We start from the raw sequence: 17,541 nt of genomic DNA, 5'->3' as shown, positions 1-17,541 counted from the left end.
AAGCCCTCCGCGTCATCGCAACTCACACTCAAGGATGGCGCCGCCCCTCCGCATCGCTTCTCCGTCGTGATGTGGACCGACCTGCGCAACATCCGGGAAGGATTCGTTCGGGACACCCTCCCGCCCGCCGCTGGCCTTTGAACGCATCAATTCCTCGAAACCCTCCACTCCGGACATGACGTGCAACGCACCAACGAACCTCGGGACGAAATCAAGCGTTTCACCGGGCAGCAGACCACGAAAATCACGATTTTCGCGGCAGACGGCGGTCAATTCCGAGAGCGTGCCCGCACCCGTGCGCTCCAACGCCCGAGCCATGGCGCCCTCGCCGCAATTATAAGCGGCCAGCGCCAAGGGCCAGTCACGGAAGAGACGATGCAGTTCGACCAGATATGCCGCTGCGGCCTCCGTTGCTCTGTGCACGTCGAACCGCTCATCCTCACCGTCGGAAACCCTGAGTCCGAAACGTCGCGCCACTTCTGGCATGAGCTGCCACAACCCGGCCGCACCCGCCGGAGACACCGCCCATGACTCGAAACGGCTTTCGATCATCGGCAGGAATGCCAGTTCCGGAGGAAGAGCGTAACTCATGAAAACCTTGCGTATCGTGGGCATATTCCTGCGCATCCGGTTCATCATTGGCAGCGGCGGCCCCTTGGCCGCGATCGGCAAATGCATGGCCCGCCGCATGGTGCCCGTCTCGTCTGTCGGGAGCCATCGGGACACGAACTCTTTCGAAACGATCACTCCTGATTCGCCCTCAGCATCCCAACGGAGCACAGGCCCGCGGGGCTTCCTCTGCGCCTCAGGCTCCCAGGAGGGGTGCGGATACGGGAGGCTGGACATCGGGGGGAAGACCAGCACCTCGCTGCGCATCGAAACAACCATTGAGGAGACAGGCCCGACCCCATCGAGACCTCTGCGCCCTTTCCACGAGCACCCCATGCCGAGCAAGACCAGGCACGCCAGGATTAAGCCCAGCCACCCCTCACCCCTCCCGCCTATGCGCATGCCACCTCGGCAATTCAAAGCAGCGACTCCGGCAGCGAAAAGGTGCATGTCTCGGGATCGAACGGATTGGCCTTGTTTCGAAACTGGATGAGGAACTGGGCCCACTTGCCGTTTTCGCGCAACTCGACTAGGCAACGATTTTCCGCCAACTGACTGATCTTTCCCCGCCGCAGGAGGCGAAATAACGCCCAGTCCCCGCGCATGACTCTATGCGCCTTGACTTCATGGATATCGGATATGGCGAAGGAAGCCTCGGAAGGACGTCCCTCGCCGAGCGGCCAGGAAAAACTCCCACCCTGCACGGGCCCATGCCAGTAGCTCAGCGCCTTGTCCCCATGACTCAGGTCGGCCTGCTTGAGCGTGACGTCGAGGGCGTAGGGCTCCATGAGAAAGTGTACTCCCAGATCCTTGTCCGAAACGAAAAAGGCTTCCTGCACCCTCTCTGCGAAATTCAAGCGCCTGATGGCCTCGACCGAAATGGGAAGGGTCCGGCCCATGATGGGACGCAGCCCGCCGTTGTCGCCCACAAAAGGTCTGACGTACGTGTCATAAAACGAATCGAGCACCCCGTTTTTCCGGAAAAAATTGGCAAAATCCGCGAGGCTCGCGTCGCTTTCGCTGTCCATGTCGAAGGGATAGCGCGACCTGAGATTGACGTTGTACTCATTGAGGACAGTCGCCCGATAGGCCGCGTCAATGGCTGACGCGCCAATGGCAAACATGTCCCCCAGGCCGCCATGGAGCACGGCCTCATACCATTGGCGGACAGGCGCTGGAAGCTTTTCCGTAGCGCGGGCGACCTGGCGCAACGTTTCATCCCGCTCGTCGGCAACACCCTCCAGAGCTTCCAGAACCTTGCGTCCCCTGTCGTCGCTCTCGCGAATCCTGCGGAAGAAATCACCCGCGCGAGCCATGCCGTCATGGACCTCCTTGAGGGTCTGCGTCGGCATGCCTTCCGCATCGAGTAAGCCGTCCAGGGACTTGAAGGACGTTCTGACCATCTGAGCGTCTTTCAATGCCTCCCGGGTGGCTTTAGCATGGGCCAGGGCAACGGCATCGATGGCCGTTTCCGTCGCCGCCCTGGCGAGTTTCGCTCCGGCCACGCCCGTCAGCTTCTGCATACCTTTCCTGGCAGCCTGCTCCTCGACGGCGACTTCCAGACCTCCCGACTCCTGTTCTTCGAGAGTGAACGCAATGTTCTTGCGCAGTTCCCGCAGAAGAAGAACCACAGGCGAGACACCGGCGGAAAGCTGCTCCGCCAGGGCGGCGGCGCCGGCCATGTTCCCCGGTCTGACGACGCCAAGTGCGTCCAAGGCCTGGCCCCAATGGCGGATATAATCGCGGAAATACATGACCCGCACATCTTTGGCGATCTTGTCCATATCGAGGGAGCTGAACAGAGGGGGATTGGGGCCGAACATCCAGTTGTCCTCGCCCAAGCCCTGAATGATTTGCGGGCAACGCTGGACGACGTACTCCTGAAAGCCCGCAGCCGTGTACAGATGGGGGATTGGATGCGTATCTCCCGAGAATGGCGACACAAGTCCGCCAAGAGCACCGCGGAAGGTGAACGCGGTGTGGTCGCCGTCGGCGGCCTCGTCCTTCATCTGCTGGTACGCGAGTTGCGACAGGGGCGTCTTCAACATGGACTCTCTGGCCTTGGCCAAAAGGCGCTCATCCGGGAGCACGGGAGAAATGCCGTGGTCAATGAGATACGCCATGTGACGCATGAGCGCCCGCTGGACGTCGGCCCGTCCGGAATATGATGCAGACCACTGCCGCTCCAGCCAAGCCATCAAGAACGTTTCGTTCAGCTTTGCAGGCTGACACAACATGAGATAGGCTCTCAAGGCCGTCTTCAAGGGCCCCAAGTCGCCGAGGGAACTCGCAACGGCGGTCACTGCGGCCTGACGCACAAGCGGCAGAAAACGCGTGTTCAAGGCGCCCAGATAAGCCCGTCTGGATGCGTCCTCGAACGAAGCGCCCTGGTACAATCCCAGCCCCCGTGTCAGAGGCGGGTCCGAACCGCGGCAAAAAACCGTCAAAGCCTGCTCCAGAAGCGCAAGTTCCGGCAGCATCTCCACGGCGTCCGCGGCCTGCAGATGCCCCTGGCGCTTCTGCTCGTAATTCCGCGCAATGGTCTCCAACACGGCCATGCGGTTGAAATTCTCCCTGAAGCTCAGGGCCAGCAGGGACACACCGCCCACAAGCAGCAGGCCCGCCATCAGCTGCAGGCCGAAACGGCGAAGGCGAAGCAGCCAGATACGATCCCGGTCGACGTCCGCCAGTCCGGCCTCGGGAATGATGAAATTTTCGAACAGCCGCAGCAGGAAAAAGCCCCTGGCATAATCGCCAAGCGACGCCTGGAAACCGCTCTGATAGCTCAACTCCCCGCCAAGGGCCGCTCCGCCCATGATGTCCGACGAGGACAGCGCGCTGGAAAAAAAGAAGCCGCGGAACAGTACCGGCCGGTGATAGCGGGAAGGACCGAACGCCTCGAAGACAAAGTCCTGAATCCGGGGCGCAAGCGCCGCCAACTCCTGCGGAAACCGAAACATGGCGGCACGGGCGAGGGAATCTCTCTCCTGGTGAATTTTGGTGATGATCTGCGCGTTAAGAGTCTGTATCAATGCCCTGAGTTCGTTGCGCGTCCCGTCGCCCGCCAAGGCCGTGGTGCCCGCGAGACATCCGAAAATCTGCTCGCGCTCGCTCCGGGACAGATGCGAAAAAAACTGGGCAAACCCGGGAACCGCATCGCATTTGGTGAATACGAGGTATACCGGAACATAGGACCTCAGATGCTTCAGCACCTCGCTCAGGCGTGCGCGAACCGTCCTGGCCAGATGTTCCCGACGCGAGGAATCACCGTCGAGCATCTCCCTCATGCTGACGCAGACCACGACACCGTTCAGCGCCTTTGCCGGCCGGACCCGGAACAGACGGCGCAGAAAAGCCGTCCACAAACCATGCGCTTCGGATTCGGGGGCGCCTTCTGCGTAGGCCCCGGGAGTGTCGATGAAAACAGCCTGGTTGGCGAAAAGAATCTCGGCTCTGTCGGTCCCCTTGACCTTGTAGAGGTGTCTGTCCGCCTGCTCGTTCAGAGGAAACTGCAACCCGGAATTGAGGAGCAGAGAGGTCTTCCCGCAGTTCGCGGGACCGAGGACCAGATACCACGGCAAGGCATAACGCGAACGGCTTGTCGGCCCGTAGAAATTCGAGGTCGTGACGATTCTGATGGCGGACTTGAGGACATGCCGAATATGCTCCAGTTCCTCGCGAAACCTGCCGCGCGCGACGGCATCCCGATCCTTCCGGGCCGCGATCTCCGGATTCACGGCCTCGCGTCTCTTTTGCCTTGAGGACATAACCGCCACCAGAAGCCCCCACATGAACACGATGGCGAGGCTGCCGACAAGTCTGGCCGTGACGCTCTCGAACACGACGTGTCCCGCCACCGCCACCAGGGGGCCAAGAGTCCACAGGACCAGCAGCAGGAGCACGGCGAGAAGCAGCCCCTGCACCCAAGATGTCCCCAACGCTTCGCGCAGGGCGTGAAGAAAACGGCGGATCATTGCGCAACGCCCCCGTTCTTGTCGGCATGAACGGCGAACTGCTGCAGAATCGGCTCGGCCCGGTTCGCGAGGACGTGCGCAAACCCCAGATACGAAACGGCAAGACAGGACATCACAAGCGTGATCAGCACGGAAATGGGAACGTACGTGTATATTTTGTTCCTGTATTTTCCTTCAGGCAGTTTTTTGCATAAATCCTGTCCAGGCTCCCCTCGCAACATCCTGACCTGCCTGTATATCCGTTCCCGCAGCAGTTCCAATTCGATGGACCCCCTGGACTGAAGCTTGTACCGTCCCTCGAAACCGAGACTCAACAAAAGATATATGAGCTCAAGCAGATAGAGATTCCTTGCCGGCTGCTGCATGCATCTTTCGGTGATCTGGAAGAATTTCTCCCCGCCCCACGTCTCGTTGTGAAAAGTGGCGAGAAGCGCCTGGTTCGACCAGTCCCCCCCCGCACCCAGAGGAGAGGTGCTCACGCTCTCGTCAAGGGCCGAGCACAGGACGTATTTGGCGGCGAGCACTTGGGCGTGGTCGATCTCGCATCCCAGTGCAATGTTTTCGAAACCGCGTATCTCCGCCTCGAGGCGCCGGCGCAGGTCTTCCAGTCCCTGTCCGCCTCCCCGGCGCACCCCTCCCTTGGGATCCAGGCCCTCGGCGCCGGGCGTCCGCAGGTAGACCATTTCAAGCAGCAGATGCGACGCGCAATTGACCAACGGATTGAGGCCCGGAGTGTAGTCGTCCAGAGAGACCTGTTGGGCGACGTACACCGCGGACCGGAGACCTTTGCCCGGAATGACGTGGACGGCCTCTCCGGGCGACAGAGACTCTGCCGTTGGCGGTTCCTGTCCTTCAAAATACGTCTTGTCGTTGTCATCGACCTGCATGCGTTACTCCTTGATGGCCCAAAATTGCAGCTGGATGCCTGGAAATGTCCCGGAGACGTGAAGGGCGAAACCTCCCGAGAGTTCGAGCTGGGCCAGCTCCTCTGAGGATATCTCCAGTTTGAAGTAGGTCTTGCCGGCGTGAAAAGGTATCTGACGAGGAGCCACGGGCAGAACGCGGACCTTGATGCCGGGCAGTTGCAGCCGGACCATGTCGCGGATGCGCTCCACGGAGCTGATCTTGAGCTGCCTCGGGATGGTGGTGCGCAGGGTCTCGGAGTCGACGTCCGCGCGAACGGCCAGAACGAAGGTCGCCGTGGCGAGGAGGTTGCGGTCGTGGATGGGCGAGACGAGGATGCCATATTTGCGCTGCTGCAACGGCAACTCCACGGCGTGCTGCTCCAGGACCATGCTCAAGGCCTGTCGGGCGTGACTCATCAGACCCTCGAACACGGCGTCCTGAGCGCTGTGGTCGTAGGGCGCGAGCTCGGCCGGACGCTTGCCGGACTCGGCAAACGTCGACAGCTCGCCCACAAGGCCCAGGAGGTGGACGTAAAACTCTTCGGGATGCACGCAGGCGGTGTTCCCGAGATGACGAAAGACAGGTTCCGCGCGGTTGATGCACTGCAAAAGCCAGAAATCCGCCGCTTCGGCCGTGCCCGTCTGTCCCGCGCTGCTGACCCTCATGGCTAGTTGGTCCCCGCGATGGGAAAGAAGGCCGACTATTTCCCTCAGATAGCCCGACAACGCGTGTGACGCCGAAAGGTGCAGGAAAGTCGGCATGAAGTCCTTGTCCAAAAGAATCGTCCTGTCGGGTTTGCACTCCAGAATCTGCACCACGGGCATGCTGATGAACCCTTTGACCTCGGTCTCCTCCTCGAGCATGAGCCGCAGATCCAGCCGGCAGCAGGTCGCTTCGACCTCCTTGCGGCTGCCGGCCACACTGTCCCGGATAAGGATTCTGTGAGCGACATAGGGGGTCGAAATGCCGTGGAGTCCGTCCTGTCGCACCTCCGAAGCCCCCTCCGGCGACAGAGGCAGGGCGATCGCGACCCGACGGTTGGTGATTCCGGGGGGTATATCCAACGAGAGGACCTCCCGACCCTGCCCCACCTCGAACAACGTGCCGTCCGGCAGAAAGCCCCTGGCACGATTCAGCACAACTTTGCCCAGAGGGAGATACTGCTCGTCGATGGAGAATTCCATGAAGCCCCAACCATGATGCACATGGGCCAGGGTCCTCATGCGTACCTGGGAGTCCACGTAGCGGTCCTGCTGCTGAAAATGTTGCGGCCCCACGGCCATGCCCTCAAACCAGAAAATCTTCTCGGGAAGCATCGCGATCTCCTGTCTCCTATCTCTCTTTCAGCTGCTTCGACGGAAGGATGCTACGCTTCGCGTCTTTCGGCCCCTGCTGCACCAATGGCGGGGCCGCCCGCTCCACCTCCTCGCCCGCGGGAGAGGGTTCACCCGTGGGGTTGTGAAAATTCCTCACCGCCTCCACAGGATCCCAGTTCGAGACATCGTCGTCGGCAATGAGAGAAACCGTCACGTCGCAAAGCTCGATCCCCACTGTGTTCGACGCTTCGCAGTCTACGGGCACGACAGCTTTCCACGTGGCCCGGTCCATCTGCCTGAAACCGGCCAGGACGCCCATGAACCTCGTCCCCAGGACCGGCTCATACGTTATCCGCAGTGCCTCTCCTGGGACGAGCAGCCGTTCGTCCGCCGCGAGAAGATCGGCGCCCAGAACCTGCACCGGGGATTCAAAAAGGGGCCCGAAATCCGATTGGCTGAAAGCCAGATCCGAACGCATCTCATAAATCTTGACGATGACCGGAGATGGCCGGCCGGTATGGTCAGGATTGACATTGGACTGGCTCGCCACCGCCAGATCTATGCTCGGTTTGGCGCAGCCGCACAGCGAACCCAACGAAATCAGCACGACCGACATGAATGCATGAAGAAACAAACGCATCATGAGTCTCCTTTGAAGGCGGACCGCCCCGGCAATGCCCCGAGGGTCCGGGCCTGCAACTCGTACGCGCGGGCGAAATCATGAAGAAAAAACGCCGCGAATCCCTCATGGTCATCCAGAAGCGCCTGATGCGTTTTCCGGAAAAGGTGCCATAGCCTGGCGGTGCGCAAAAAATTCGCCGTTCCGTTCCCATCAAGCCGGACCTCGATCGCCGCTGGCGATATCTTTTCGAGCACCGCCCGGATGGAGGCTCTGGCGCCCGTCAAAATCCCCAGATGATGGCCGTGCAGGTCGCTGAACCCTGCGCGCATGGCTTCCCCTGCCGGCATCATGCCCTCGCGCGCCGGGCCGAGAAGCTGCTCGAGAGCCACCCCGGGGGTGGGGGTGAATTTCAGGGGATTGTTGCCGGCCAGGCGCATCGTGGTCACGGGAAGACGCAGATCATTCTTGCATTCCGCCTGATTGCGCAGGCAGTGGTGCAAGCCATCCACCGCAGCGATCACGATTTCAGCAGCTTGGCAAAATATCCGCTCGCGCTCTTCGGATGAATCTGGAGCACGCGAATACCCCAAGGCCTTGAAAAAGGCCTCCATCTCGGAAACCTGAAGGCGCTCCTCCGCCTCAAACGCAGGACGCTCCCCGGAAATTGGAGGACTCGGGATCGCCTCCAAAGGGCCGGCCTCCGGAAACAAGAGTTCATTGTCATCGCTGTCCCAGTCCTCAGGCAGATCGAAGCTCTTGGACTGCGGAGTCATGGAGACGCGAGGCAGGCAGTCCGTGGCGGCGCTGTTGTGGTCCGAGGGCGCATCGATCTTGCCGGGCACGGTTTCGCCAAGCAGGTCATCATAATACCCCAGACGCCGCTTGGCCTCGAAATCCTCCTGCTGGTCCATGGCTGCAAGAGGGTCCGTGGACAGCACGTTGTCGGCAGTGACCAGCCAGTCCTCGCCGGTTCGGGGAGGGATGTACGCATCGGGCCGACGCAGCAGGCGCGCCTGGATGGTGTAGATGCCGATCGTATAGCTGTCGCCGTGTTCGACCTTGTGCTGCGCTCCCCTCTCCAGTGCGGTCCTGCCTGGCTCGATGTGGATTCCGTTACGGCTAACGTCCTCAATGAAAAACGAGTTCCCGTCGCAACTGATGGCGGCGTGCTTGCGCGAGATGCGCTTCCCCTTGTCAGGGAGAATCCACTCGCATTCACCGGACCGCCCGATGAAGCCGCCAGCTTCGCTGAAAACATGGGTAACGGAGAAGCCGGTCGAAAATTTCTGTCTGCTGATGACTTCAAACATGAGTTCCACGTCGGCTCCTGCAGTGGCTGTCGTCCGATAATCCGGCCATTGAAACCTGCGTTCCGCCGATCCGGCTCAATTTGTGATTCAGCGTCCTTATGGGGACGCCGAGCGCGCTGGCGGCCTCCCTTGTTCGGTTGTCGTAGAATTTCATGACTTCGAGGATTACTGAGGATTCATATGTTCTCACGAGATCGTTCAGCTTCAATGCCCCGTACTTCCGCTCAGACTCGCCCTCCAGAAGATCCCGGGAGGAAAGCGCCGCGGATTCCTTGCCCGTCAGGATGACCGCCCTTTCGAGCATGGAAAAAAATTCGCGGACGTTTCCCATGTACGGAAGCGAGGACAACGCGGCCCAGGCCTCGGGAGCGATGCGCAGGCCGGGCCGGCGGTAGCGGACAGCCAAGTGCGCCAGATGATGCCGGGCCAGAACCGGTAGGTCTTCGAGGCGCTCCCGAAGGGGTGGAAGCTTCAAATGAACGAGCGCCAGGCGATGATACAGGTCACGGCGAAACATTCCCTCTTCCACGGCCGCGCGCATGTCCATGTTGGTAGCAGCAAGGATACGGATGTTGACGGCATGCGAGCGAACATCGCCCACCGGACGCACGGTGTGCTCCTGAAGCGTCCGAAGCAGCTTGGCCTGCATCTCTGGCGGCATGTCTCCTATCTCGTCGAGCAGGACCGTGCCTCCGTTGGCGCTGCGCAACAGCCCCTGATGTTCGGCTTCAGCCCCGCTGAAAGCACCCTTGCGGTGTCCGAACAGTTCGCTCTCCAGAAGATTGGACGGTAGGGCCGCGCAGTTGATCTGCACAAAGGGACCGTGACGGCGGGAGCTTGCGTTGTGGATCGCCGTGGCCACGACCTCCTTGCCCGTACCCGTCTCTCCGGTGATGAGAACCGGCACGTCGCTGGCCGAGATATTTACGACCATCGACCGGATGGCCTCAATGGACTCGCTCGTGCCGACGATGATGTTCTCAGGCCGCTCTCGGGCATCCCTGGCTTCGCGCTCGAAACGGACGCAATCCTGGCTCAGCCCGTCCACGAGGGGACGATGCCGCGACTTGAACACAGCCCCGTCCAGAATTGCCGCCGCATAGTCGAGCACGATCCGAACATGTTCGGAGACGACGGCCGGCCGGCCTCGGGAAGCCAGCACGACCCCCCCCATGACGACATCCCCCGGAGCCACTAAAGGCTCAACGGCCGCGCTGCGGATATCCCCTGCCAAGTCTGGGCAGAGCGCCTCCAAGGATGCGGGCAGCCCTGCGTACAATTCAGACCCGACACGACAGGGCTTGCCGCCGTGAACGCTGAAGGCCAAGGGGTCGTCCAGTTCCCAGGCGGGAACGGCAGCCGGTTCGGCCAGCGCATCTGCGCCGCAGGGATGACGTCCCTCAAGAAGCAACGCCCCCCCGCCCTGGTCCAGAAGAAAGACGCCCACCGCACAGGCCCTCGTCCCGGACATCCCGGCCACGGCCCTGGCCAGACACTGCGCCACGGCCGTGGCCCCGAAACAGGCCCGCAAACGCCCCATCCATTCCTTGAGGGCCCGAACCTCGGTCATGACAGCGTCCCCAGGATGAAGGTGAAGGTTCCGTCAGCCCGGTTCAGCCCCACGCGAAGTTCTCCGCACGCCTTCCCGCCGCCGTCCAGAGCGCCAAGGAGAGCGGTCGCGATGCCCGGCAACAGTGAGGAGCCGATAATGTGGTCGATGTTGCGCGCTCCGGTCTCCACCGCAGTGCAACTCGTCATGATGGAGGATATGACGTCTTCTTCCCAGCACAGGCGGAGCCGATGTCTGCCGGACAGGCGCGCCCCCACTCTGGCCAACTTCATCTCCACGAGTTCCTGCAGGGTCTCGCCGCGGATGGTCGTGAATGGCACGACGGTCATGCGTCCGAGCAGGGCTGGCGGGAAATGCCGGAGCAGGGCCGGGCGCAGGGCGCCCTTCAGCACCTCGGGATCGGGAATTTCATCCCCCTCGCACAGGGCGGAAACAATGTCGCCGCCGATATTCGAGGTCATGAAGATGACGCAGTTGCGGAAATCCACTTCCCGTCCCTCGCCATCGGCGAGAACGCCCTTGTCGAAAATCTGGTAAAAGAGGTTCAGCACCTCGGGATGCGCCTTTTCCACCTCGTCGAAGAGGACGGCGCTGTATGGCTGCCTGCGAACGGCCTCGGTCAGCCGACCGCCTTCGCCAAAGCCTACGTAACCCGGAGGCGCCCCAATGAGTCGCGAAACCGTATGCTTTTCCTGAAATTCCGACATATTGATGCACACAAGCATGCGCTCACCCCCGAACAGCGCGTCCGCAACGGCCAGGGCCGTCTCGGTTTTGCCGACCCCCGAGGGGCCCACAAGCAAAAAAATACCCGTGGGCTTCGAAGCGCTGTTCAGCCCGACCTGGGCAGCAAGCACCGCGCGTTCGATGGTCTCCAGCGCATGATCCTGACCGCGGACCCTTCGGCGCAGATCGGGCCCCAGACTGCCGAGCACGCCGGATCCGTTGCCGCCCAGCTTGGACACGGGGATGCCCGTCCACTCGGAAACGATGCCGCGCACCAGGTCGGGCGTGACTTCGTGAAAGACGAGGGGCCGCTCGACCTGCGCTGCACGCAGGTCCGCCAGCAGCTGCCTCGTTGTTGTCTCGTCCCGTTCACCTTCCCGATTCCGAAACTCCAGGATGGCCTCGACCAGGTCCCTTTCTCTGCGCCAACGTCCGGCAAGAGTCTCCATGTCCCGGGAAAGTTTGTCGAAGTGTCCGCACAGGGCCTCATGCCTTTCGACGCCTGACGGATCGGAGTCGCCCAGGCTGCAGGTCTCGCGATCCCGCTCCAGCGCGTCGAGTTCCCTGCGTACCGCGGCCAGTTCCTCTTCCATGGCTTCGAGAGCGGCAGGCTTGGCCCCCAGGTTCACCCGCACTCGGGCGCAGGCCGTGTCCAGGACGTCAATGGCCTTGTCGGGCAACTGGCGGCCATTGATGTACCGGCAGGAAAGTTCCGCCGTGCACAGGACCGCGTCATCGCGGATGTAGACATTATGGGTCTTCTCGTAATGCGGGACGATGCCCCGCAGGATGGTCACCGTTTCCTCCAGAGACGGCTCGTCAAGCTTGACCATCTGGAAACGACGGGCCAGGGCCGCATCCTTCTCGAAATATTTCTTGTATTCGCTCCAGGTAGTGGCCGCGATGGTCCGCATCTCGCCCCTCGCCAGGGCCGGTTTCAGGAGATTTGCCCCGTCACCCGCCCCTGGGGTATTGCCCGCGCCCACTAGGGTGTGCGCCTCGTCGATGAAAAGGATCGTCGGTACGGGCGAAGCTTTGACCTCGTCGATGACGCCCTTAAGACGCTTTTCGAATTCCCCCTTGACGCTGGCTCCGGCCTGCAGCAGTCCCATGTCCAGCCCCACGATGCGCACGCCCTTGAGGGCGTTCGGCACCAGCCCCTCAACCACGCGCAGGGCCAGGCCCTCCACCACGGCTGTTTTGCCCACGCCCGGATCACCCACGAGAATGGCGTTGTTCTTGCGGCGACGCGTCAGAATATCCACCATCTGACGGATTTCCGCTCCCCGCGCGAAAACCTGGTCAATACGGCCGGCCCTGGCGGCGGCGGTGAAGTCCGTGGCGTATCTGTCGAGGAGCCCCGGCTGTCCGGCATGCACCGCGCCCCCGGAGGATGCGCACCGCCCTTCCTGCAGCCCCAGCAGAAGACGGCGCAGGGCATCGGCAGGAATCTTTCCGAGCTCCTGGTAAAACGGCATGACTCCATAGCGGGCGGGATTGAGCAGCATGGCCAGCACCAGCTCTCCGACACCCACTTTCTCCTGGCGGAGCTCCAGGCTCGCAAGCAGGTAGGCCTCCTGCAGGAATCCTATGAGCAGCGGCGAGATCACGGGACGGGACGCAGATTTCTCCTGCCGTTTCGCCGCGGCCAGAAGTCGGCGCATCTCCTCCGGGTTGCGCTCGAACTGTGTGAGAATGTCCCGCATCTCACACGTCGGCAACAGCCTCTCCACGAAGTCCTCGATGCCTATCTCGCAGCCGCCCCTGCTCACACAGGCTCCGGCTGCCTCCTCCAGCGCCTGGCGGCAGGTATCGTCCAGGGCAGTGACGAGCGAAGACAAATTCATCGCAATCATTGGCTAATCCACGTATCTGCTGTCTGTTTCAAGAATTATGACGCCATCCCCGCCTTCCCCCGCCCATGTCGTCCATCCGAGTCGGCAGGGGCTGGTCTTGCCGACGGTGAACGCCGGGATCTCCGCAGGGTTGAGCCTCAGCTCCACATCAAAGCCGAGGCGCGAACGCAGCACGAACCGTACGAGAATCCGCAATTCCGAAAACAGGCTGCCTCCAGGAAGAAAGTCCGTGAAACGCTTCCAGGAAAGAACGTCGAAAAGCACCCGAAACTTTCCGGTCTGGTCGAGAACCTCGCCGCCAAGCAGAAAGTCCTTGGACAGCCTGCAGTTGACCACCCCCAGGGCACACTGCTGATCCGCGGGGATTGGCACCTGACGTCGGATGCATGGGATGATGTGGACGAAGGCGTGTCCGAAATAGTGGCGCAGAATACTCTCAAGGGAGCCGGACGCCTCGCCGCTGAAGGCGATGAGGCCCATGTACGACAGCAGGCGTTCGCGGCGCAGGCCGCTGGTGCCCTGCAGTTCCTTGTGGCCCAGGCCGATGAAGCTGAAGAACCGTCTGGAATTGATGTCCGTCCCGTGGTCGCGGAATTGAAGGTAGTATCGGTACTTGTTCCAGATTCCGTAAAAAATTGAAATGAGATGATGGTTGATGACGTCCAGAAAGTCGCGGAGAGCGTCAGGCTCATCCTGATGCTGGGCCACGTGTTCGGTGAAATAAGCCGGGAGCGGGGAGGCGGCCCCGTGCAGCCCCATCAGGTTGAGCACGAACCAGACGCGCCCCTCTCCGCTCTCGTCGTCGACGCGCTCCACGCCGCGGATGTCGCCCGGCGGAAAGGACAGATTGGGATTGACCTTGAAGCGCAGCCAATCCTCCACCCGACGCCCCTTTCCGCCGACGCGCAGCACATGCTCCACCGCCCGCGAAAAGGCGTAGCCTCCTGAGATGCACGCCAGCGCTTCAGACACGCCGCATGCTTCGGATTTCCGGGGGAGGCTCACGGGATCAGCGTCCTCCCCAGCCTGGCCGGCCACTGGTATTCCTCACCCCTCCTCGCATCGACAACCACAAGCTGATGGAAGCTGTTGACCGTCGCGTACAGGGCCAGAAACTCGTTGATGACCGATGCGAAAAGATACATTTCCCCCTCGCTGCTGAATCCGCCGCGATCCAGCACAAGTCGCGTGACCGACCCGCGCACGGGAAGCCCCCGGTAAATCCGATCCGTCTCCTCCGAGGCGATGCCCGTCATACCTCCCAACGTCTTGTCCAGGACCCGCGCCCTGTGACGGTCATGGAGCGCGCGGAAGTCGTAGCTCGCGAGGAGCGCCCGCATCGCGTGCACGTTGCTCAGGGGCAGATAGTTGAGGGACATGTTGGAAATGAGCCGCCAGAGCAGATCTCCATCCAGGGGAGGCGTGTAGGGCGGCGTGACGGGGGTGATGTTGCCGAGAGTCACGCTGTCCGGCGTGTCGTCGGCATGCGTGTTGATGTCGCCCACGGACAGGCGAACCGGGAGGAGGCGGTTCGTGCACGTGAGTTCCAGGGAGAGAATCTCCTCGCCGTGCGCGGACGACGAAGCCTGGGAATGAACGACGGAAATATAGGTCTCCGTGCTCTCGTCGTTGAGGGAGGGTTTGAGGCGGAGACGGTAGTAGGCCGCGTCGACATTCTGGCCGCTTCCGTGCTCGAAGGACTCGAAGGGCCTGTACTCTCGCCGGAGCTTGCCATCCCCTCCCCAACTCCGCACCCGCTCGACGCTGTACACGGCATAATGGTCCGGAAGTCTCGGATCGGGAACGATGCGGTATTCGGCCTGGCGGCGATCTACTGTCAGCGGAGTGGAGTCCATGGAGAAGAGATTGACAACGGGCGTGCAGAACAGCTGAATGTTCTCCCGCCTCCAGGATTCGTACTGCTCAGGGAACTCCGTCAGCACGAAATGCAGCACAAATTCCGCGGCGCCAGCAGCGGCCTCTCCTGCGGCCGCGACGCAGACGTCGAGGCCCGATATTTCAGTAAACAGGAATTTCTCGCTAAAGCAGAAGTATTCCTGAATGATACGGTATCCGGGAAACGTGTTGGCAGGGTACGGATACAGCCCCTCGTCCTCGCTGAAGCCGATTGGGCGCACCATGCCGGAGGACAGAACACGAACGGGCGCAAAAAGTCCCTGTTCTCCCCGCAACAGGAACCGAATCTCCCGCACTCCGCGCGTCATGGTATAGTAGAGGGAATGTGCGATGGCCGGTTCCCCCGTGAAAAAAAGGCGCAGCCTGGAAAGAGGAATATTCTCCAGGGTGGCGCCGATGAGGCCGAACCGCATGGCGAGAACAATCTGCCCGTCGTGCTCGAAAATGGTCTGGTCCTCGAGTCGGATGGGCAGAATCTGGGTTTCGTAGACCGTGCGGAAACGGCACTTGGTGCCTTCCACCTCCACGGACTCCACCGTGGTCCCGCGAGGGACGGTCACGGCCCAGGTGAGATTGGGAGCAGGACGGTAGCGGACGATGCTGCAGGACGGGATGGTGCGCAGATAGTTGGGCCACAGCAGGCTGAACAGGGCGTGCGTGATTTCGGGCAATTCATCGTCCAACTTTTGGCGAAGACGTCCGCAAAGAAATGCCACCCCCTCCAGAATCCGCTCCACGTCCGGATCGCGCCGGGGCGTATCGAAAAAGGGGGCCAGTGAGGGGTTGTTTCTGGAATACTCGCGGCCGAGTTCCCGCAACGAGACGAGCTCATCCAGATAATAGCGATTGAAGGTGTTCACGCCGCCCCCCTGACCTGATCCCCGTCCATGACTACAGACCAACGCCACGGGACCTGCGTCCCGTCTGAATCCTCCCGCATGGCCTCAATGCGAAAGCCCATATTGAACTGACCTTCATCGATGGATACATGCGCAACCGTCGCGCCGCGAAGCCTCGGTTCGAACTTGGCGATGCACTTCTCGATGGCCAGGCAGCATTGCCGGACAACCTCGGCCCGGGACAGGCTCAGGTCGTTGAGGTCGGGGAGTCCGTAGTCCGGCAGCGCCTGGACCGCGCCTTGACGCGTAGTCAGCATGCGCAGGAGATGGAGGCGGATCGACTCGTCCTCATCCATGCGTCCCCCCGCCTCGCCATGGGTCAATCGCTCGAACAGACTCCCCGCCACGGCATTATTCCTTGTCCAGCTTTCCGACCAAGGACAGGGTGAAGTACGCGCCCATGTACTTGAAGTGCGGCCTGACACTGAGCGAAACCCGGTACCAGCCCGGATCGCCCTCGACGTCCTCCACCACCACCCGCGCATCACGCAAGGGACGGCGGCTTCTCGTGTCGGAACTCGGATTCTCCTGGTCGGCCACATACTGTCGAATCCAGGTGTTCAGCTCGCGTTCAAGGTCGGTCCGTTCCTTCCAGGAACCGATATGTTCGCGCTGCAGCACCTTGATGTAGTGGGCCAGACGGCTGACGATAAAAAGATAGGGGAGCTGGGCGCCCAGGCGGTAGTTGAGCTCAGCGGCCTTGCCTTCGGCGGAGATGCCGAAGAATTTGGGCTTCTGACAGGAGTTGGCAGAGAAGAAGGCCGCGTTGTCCGAGCCCTTGCGCATGGTCAGGGCGATGAAGCCCTGTTCGGCCAGTTCGTATTCGCGACGGTCGGAGATGAGAATTTCGGTGGGGATTTTCATCTCGATATCGCCCAGACTCTCGTAAAGATGCACGGGCAGATCCTCCACCGCTCCGCCCGAACGGGGGCCAATGATGTTCGCCGCCCAGCGGTATTTAGCGAAGCTGTCCGTGATGCGGGATGCAAAGGCGAATGCGGCGTTGCCCCAGAGAAAATTCTCGTGGTCGTCGTCGACGCTTTCCTTGTAGACAAAGGCTCTGACGGGATTGTCTTCAGGATCGTAGGGCTGGCGCAGGAGAAAGCGCGGCACGGTCAGACCGACATAGCGAGAGTCCTCCGATTCCCGAAAGGCCTGCCACTTGGCGTAACGCGGCCCGCTGAAGATATCCTGCAGATCCTTCAGGACCGGCAGGCGGTCGAAACTGGTCAGCCCGAAGAAAGATGGCCCGGCCGAGGCGATGAACGGCGCGTGGGCCATGGCCGCAACGCTGGCTAGGCTCTGCAGCAGGCGCATGTCCATAGCCGTAGGTTCAAAATAGTAGTTTCCGATGAGGGCCCCCAAGGGCTTGCCCCCGAACTGGCCGTACTCCGCGGTGTAGGCGAGCTTGTAGAGGCTCGACTGGGTGATCTCCGAGGCGTCGAGAAAGTCGTCAAGCAGTTCATCCTTGCTGACATGCAGCATCTCCACGAAGATGCTCTCCCGAAAATCGGTTCGGTCCACGAGGAGCTTGAGACCCCGCCACGCGGATTCCAACTCCTGGAACTGCTTGTCGTGAAGGATTTCGTCCGTCTGGACGCTCAGGCGACGGTCCAGTTCGGCGATCATGCGATCGACCGTGATCTTCTTGACCTGTTCGTCCGCGTAGGAAGGCTTGAGCATCTCCTGGATGAAGGCACTGATGCCCAGGCGCGCCGCCTCGTAGCCTTCGTCCTGTGAATCGAGATTCGTCTCCCGGATGATCTGCTCAAGAAGCGAGCCCGTGCTCTGCCGCTCCAAGGCGGCGTCTTGGGTCTGGTTCATTGTGGATGTCCT

The 17,541-nt window shown here is 61.5% G+C and carries 12 protein-coding genes; all 12 read right to left on the bottom strand.

What is annotated here, in order from left to right; genetic code table 11:
- Nucleotides 1-12 precede the first annotated feature (12 nt).
- The gene (locus G394_RS20080; protein ID WP_245578273.1) at nucleotides 13-690 is read right to left on the bottom strand and encodes a lytic transglycosylase domain-containing protein; all 678 of its coding nucleotides are present in this window, start codon (nucleotides 688-690) and stop codon (nucleotides 13-15) included.
- Between the two features lie 335 nt (nucleotides 691-1,025).
- On the bottom strand, nucleotides 1,026-4,583 hold the full coding sequence (gene tssM / locus G394_RS0106000) for a type VI secretion system membrane subunit TssM (protein ID WP_028576888.1): 3,558 nt from the start codon (nucleotides 4,581-4,583) through the stop codon (nucleotides 1,026-1,028).
- Complete coding sequence (gene icmH / locus G394_RS18180; protein WP_051306990.1) at nucleotides 4,580-5,470, bottom strand: type IVB secretion system protein IcmH/DotU; 891 nt, start codon at nucleotides 5,468-5,470, stop codon at nucleotides 4,580-4,582. The genes tssM and icmH overlap by 4 nt, the downstream gene beginning before the upstream one ends.
- A 3-nt stretch (nucleotides 5,471-5,473) precedes the next feature.
- Nucleotides 5,474-6,805 (bottom strand): type VI secretion system baseplate subunit TssK, encoded by a 1,332-nt coding sequence (tssK, locus tag G394_RS0105990; protein ID WP_028576887.1) that lies wholly within the window; start codon nucleotides 6,803-6,805, stop codon nucleotides 5,474-5,476.
- A gap of 16 nt (nucleotides 6,806-6,821) precedes the next feature.
- The gene (gene tssJ / locus G394_RS18175) at nucleotides 6,822-7,448 is read right to left on the bottom strand and encodes a type VI secretion system lipoprotein TssJ (RefSeq protein WP_084435385.1); all 627 of its coding nucleotides are present in this window, start codon (nucleotides 7,446-7,448) and stop codon (nucleotides 6,822-6,824) included.
- A complete protein-coding gene (gene tagH, locus G394_RS0105980; protein WP_156902471.1) occupies nucleotides 7,445-8,737 on the bottom strand; it encodes a type VI secretion system-associated FHA domain protein TagH in 1,293 nt (430 codons plus the stop codon). Before tagH ends, tssJ begins: the two co-directional genes overlap by 4 nt.
- A complete protein-coding gene (locus G394_RS20075) occupies nucleotides 8,730-10,307 on the bottom strand; it encodes a sigma-54 interaction domain-containing protein (protein ID WP_051306988.1) in 1,578 nt (525 codons plus the stop codon). The genes tagH and G394_RS20075 overlap by 8 nt, the downstream gene beginning before the upstream one ends.
- On the bottom strand, nucleotides 10,304-12,880 hold the full coding sequence (tssH, locus tag G394_RS0105970; RefSeq protein WP_245578272.1) for a type VI secretion system ATPase TssH: 2,577 nt from the start codon (nucleotides 12,878-12,880) through the stop codon (nucleotides 10,304-10,306). The genes G394_RS20075 and tssH overlap by 4 nt, the downstream gene beginning before the upstream one ends.
- A 12-nt stretch (nucleotides 12,881-12,892) precedes the next feature.
- A complete protein-coding gene (gene tssG, locus G394_RS0105965; protein ID WP_028576884.1) occupies nucleotides 12,893-13,861 on the bottom strand; it encodes a type VI secretion system baseplate subunit TssG in 969 nt (322 codons plus the stop codon).
- Between the two features lie 29 nt (nucleotides 13,862-13,890).
- Nucleotides 13,891-15,666, bottom strand: a complete 1,776-nt coding sequence (gene tssF, locus G394_RS0105960) for a type VI secretion system baseplate subunit TssF (protein WP_028576883.1) — start codon at nucleotides 15,664-15,666, stop codon at nucleotides 13,891-13,893.
- Nucleotides 15,663-16,052 carry a type VI secretion system baseplate subunit TssE gene (gene tssE / locus G394_RS0105955; protein ID WP_028576882.1) on the bottom strand — a complete coding sequence of 130 codons (390 nt, stop codon included), beginning with the start codon at nucleotides 16,050-16,052 and terminating at the stop codon, nucleotides 15,663-15,665. Before tssE ends, tssF begins: the two co-directional genes overlap by 4 nt.
- Before the next feature lie 4 nt (nucleotides 16,053-16,056).
- Nucleotides 16,057-17,529 (bottom strand): type VI secretion system contractile sheath large subunit, encoded by a 1,473-nt coding sequence (tssC, locus tag G394_RS0105950; RefSeq protein WP_028576881.1) that lies wholly within the window; start codon nucleotides 17,527-17,529, stop codon nucleotides 16,057-16,059.
- Nucleotides 17,530-17,541: the final 12 nt, after the last annotated feature.

The organism is Desulfomicrobium escambiense DSM 10707 (assembly GCF_000428825.1).
GTDB classification, from domain to species: domain Bacteria; phylum Desulfobacterota; class Desulfovibrionia; order Desulfovibrionales; family Desulfomicrobiaceae; genus Desulfomicrobium; species Desulfomicrobium escambiense.
This window is presented reverse-complemented; position numbering and strand designations above follow the sequence as displayed.

Excerpts from the sequence above, each read along its gene's own strand:
- tssM (WP_028576888.1), bottom strand. The coding sequence starts at position 4,583 with ATGATCCGCCGTTTTCTTCACGCCCTGCGCGAAGCGTTGGGGACATCT.
- G394_RS20075 (WP_051306988.1), bottom strand. The coding sequence starts at position 10,307 with ATGACCGAGGTTCGGGCCCTCAAGGAATGGATGGGGCGTTTGCGGGCC.
- tssH (WP_245578272.1), bottom strand. The coding sequence starts at position 12,880 with ATGAATTTGTCTTCGCTCGTCACTGCCCTGGACGATACCTGCCGCCAG.
- tssC (WP_028576881.1), bottom strand. The coding sequence starts at position 17,529 with ATGAACCAGACCCAAGACGCCGCCTTGGAGCGGCAGAGCACGGGCTCG.
- G394_RS20080 (WP_245578273.1), bottom strand. The coding sequence starts at position 690 with ATGCGGCGGGCCATGCATTTGCCGATCGCGGCCAAGGGGCCGCCGCTG.
- tssJ (WP_084435385.1), bottom strand. The coding sequence starts at position 7,448 with ATGATGCGTTTGTTTCTTCATGCATTCATGTCGGTCGTGCTGATTTCG.
- tssK (WP_028576887.1), bottom strand. The coding sequence starts at position 6,805 with ATGCTTCCCGAGAAGATTTTCTGGTTTGAGGGCATGGCCGTGGGGCCG.
- tagH (WP_156902471.1), bottom strand. The coding sequence starts at position 8,737 with ATGTTTGAAGTCATCAGCAGACAGAAATTTTCGACCGGCTTCTCCGTT.
- icmH (WP_051306990.1), bottom strand. The coding sequence starts at position 5,470 with ATGCAGGTCGATGACAACGACAAGACGTATTTTGAAGGACAGGAACCG.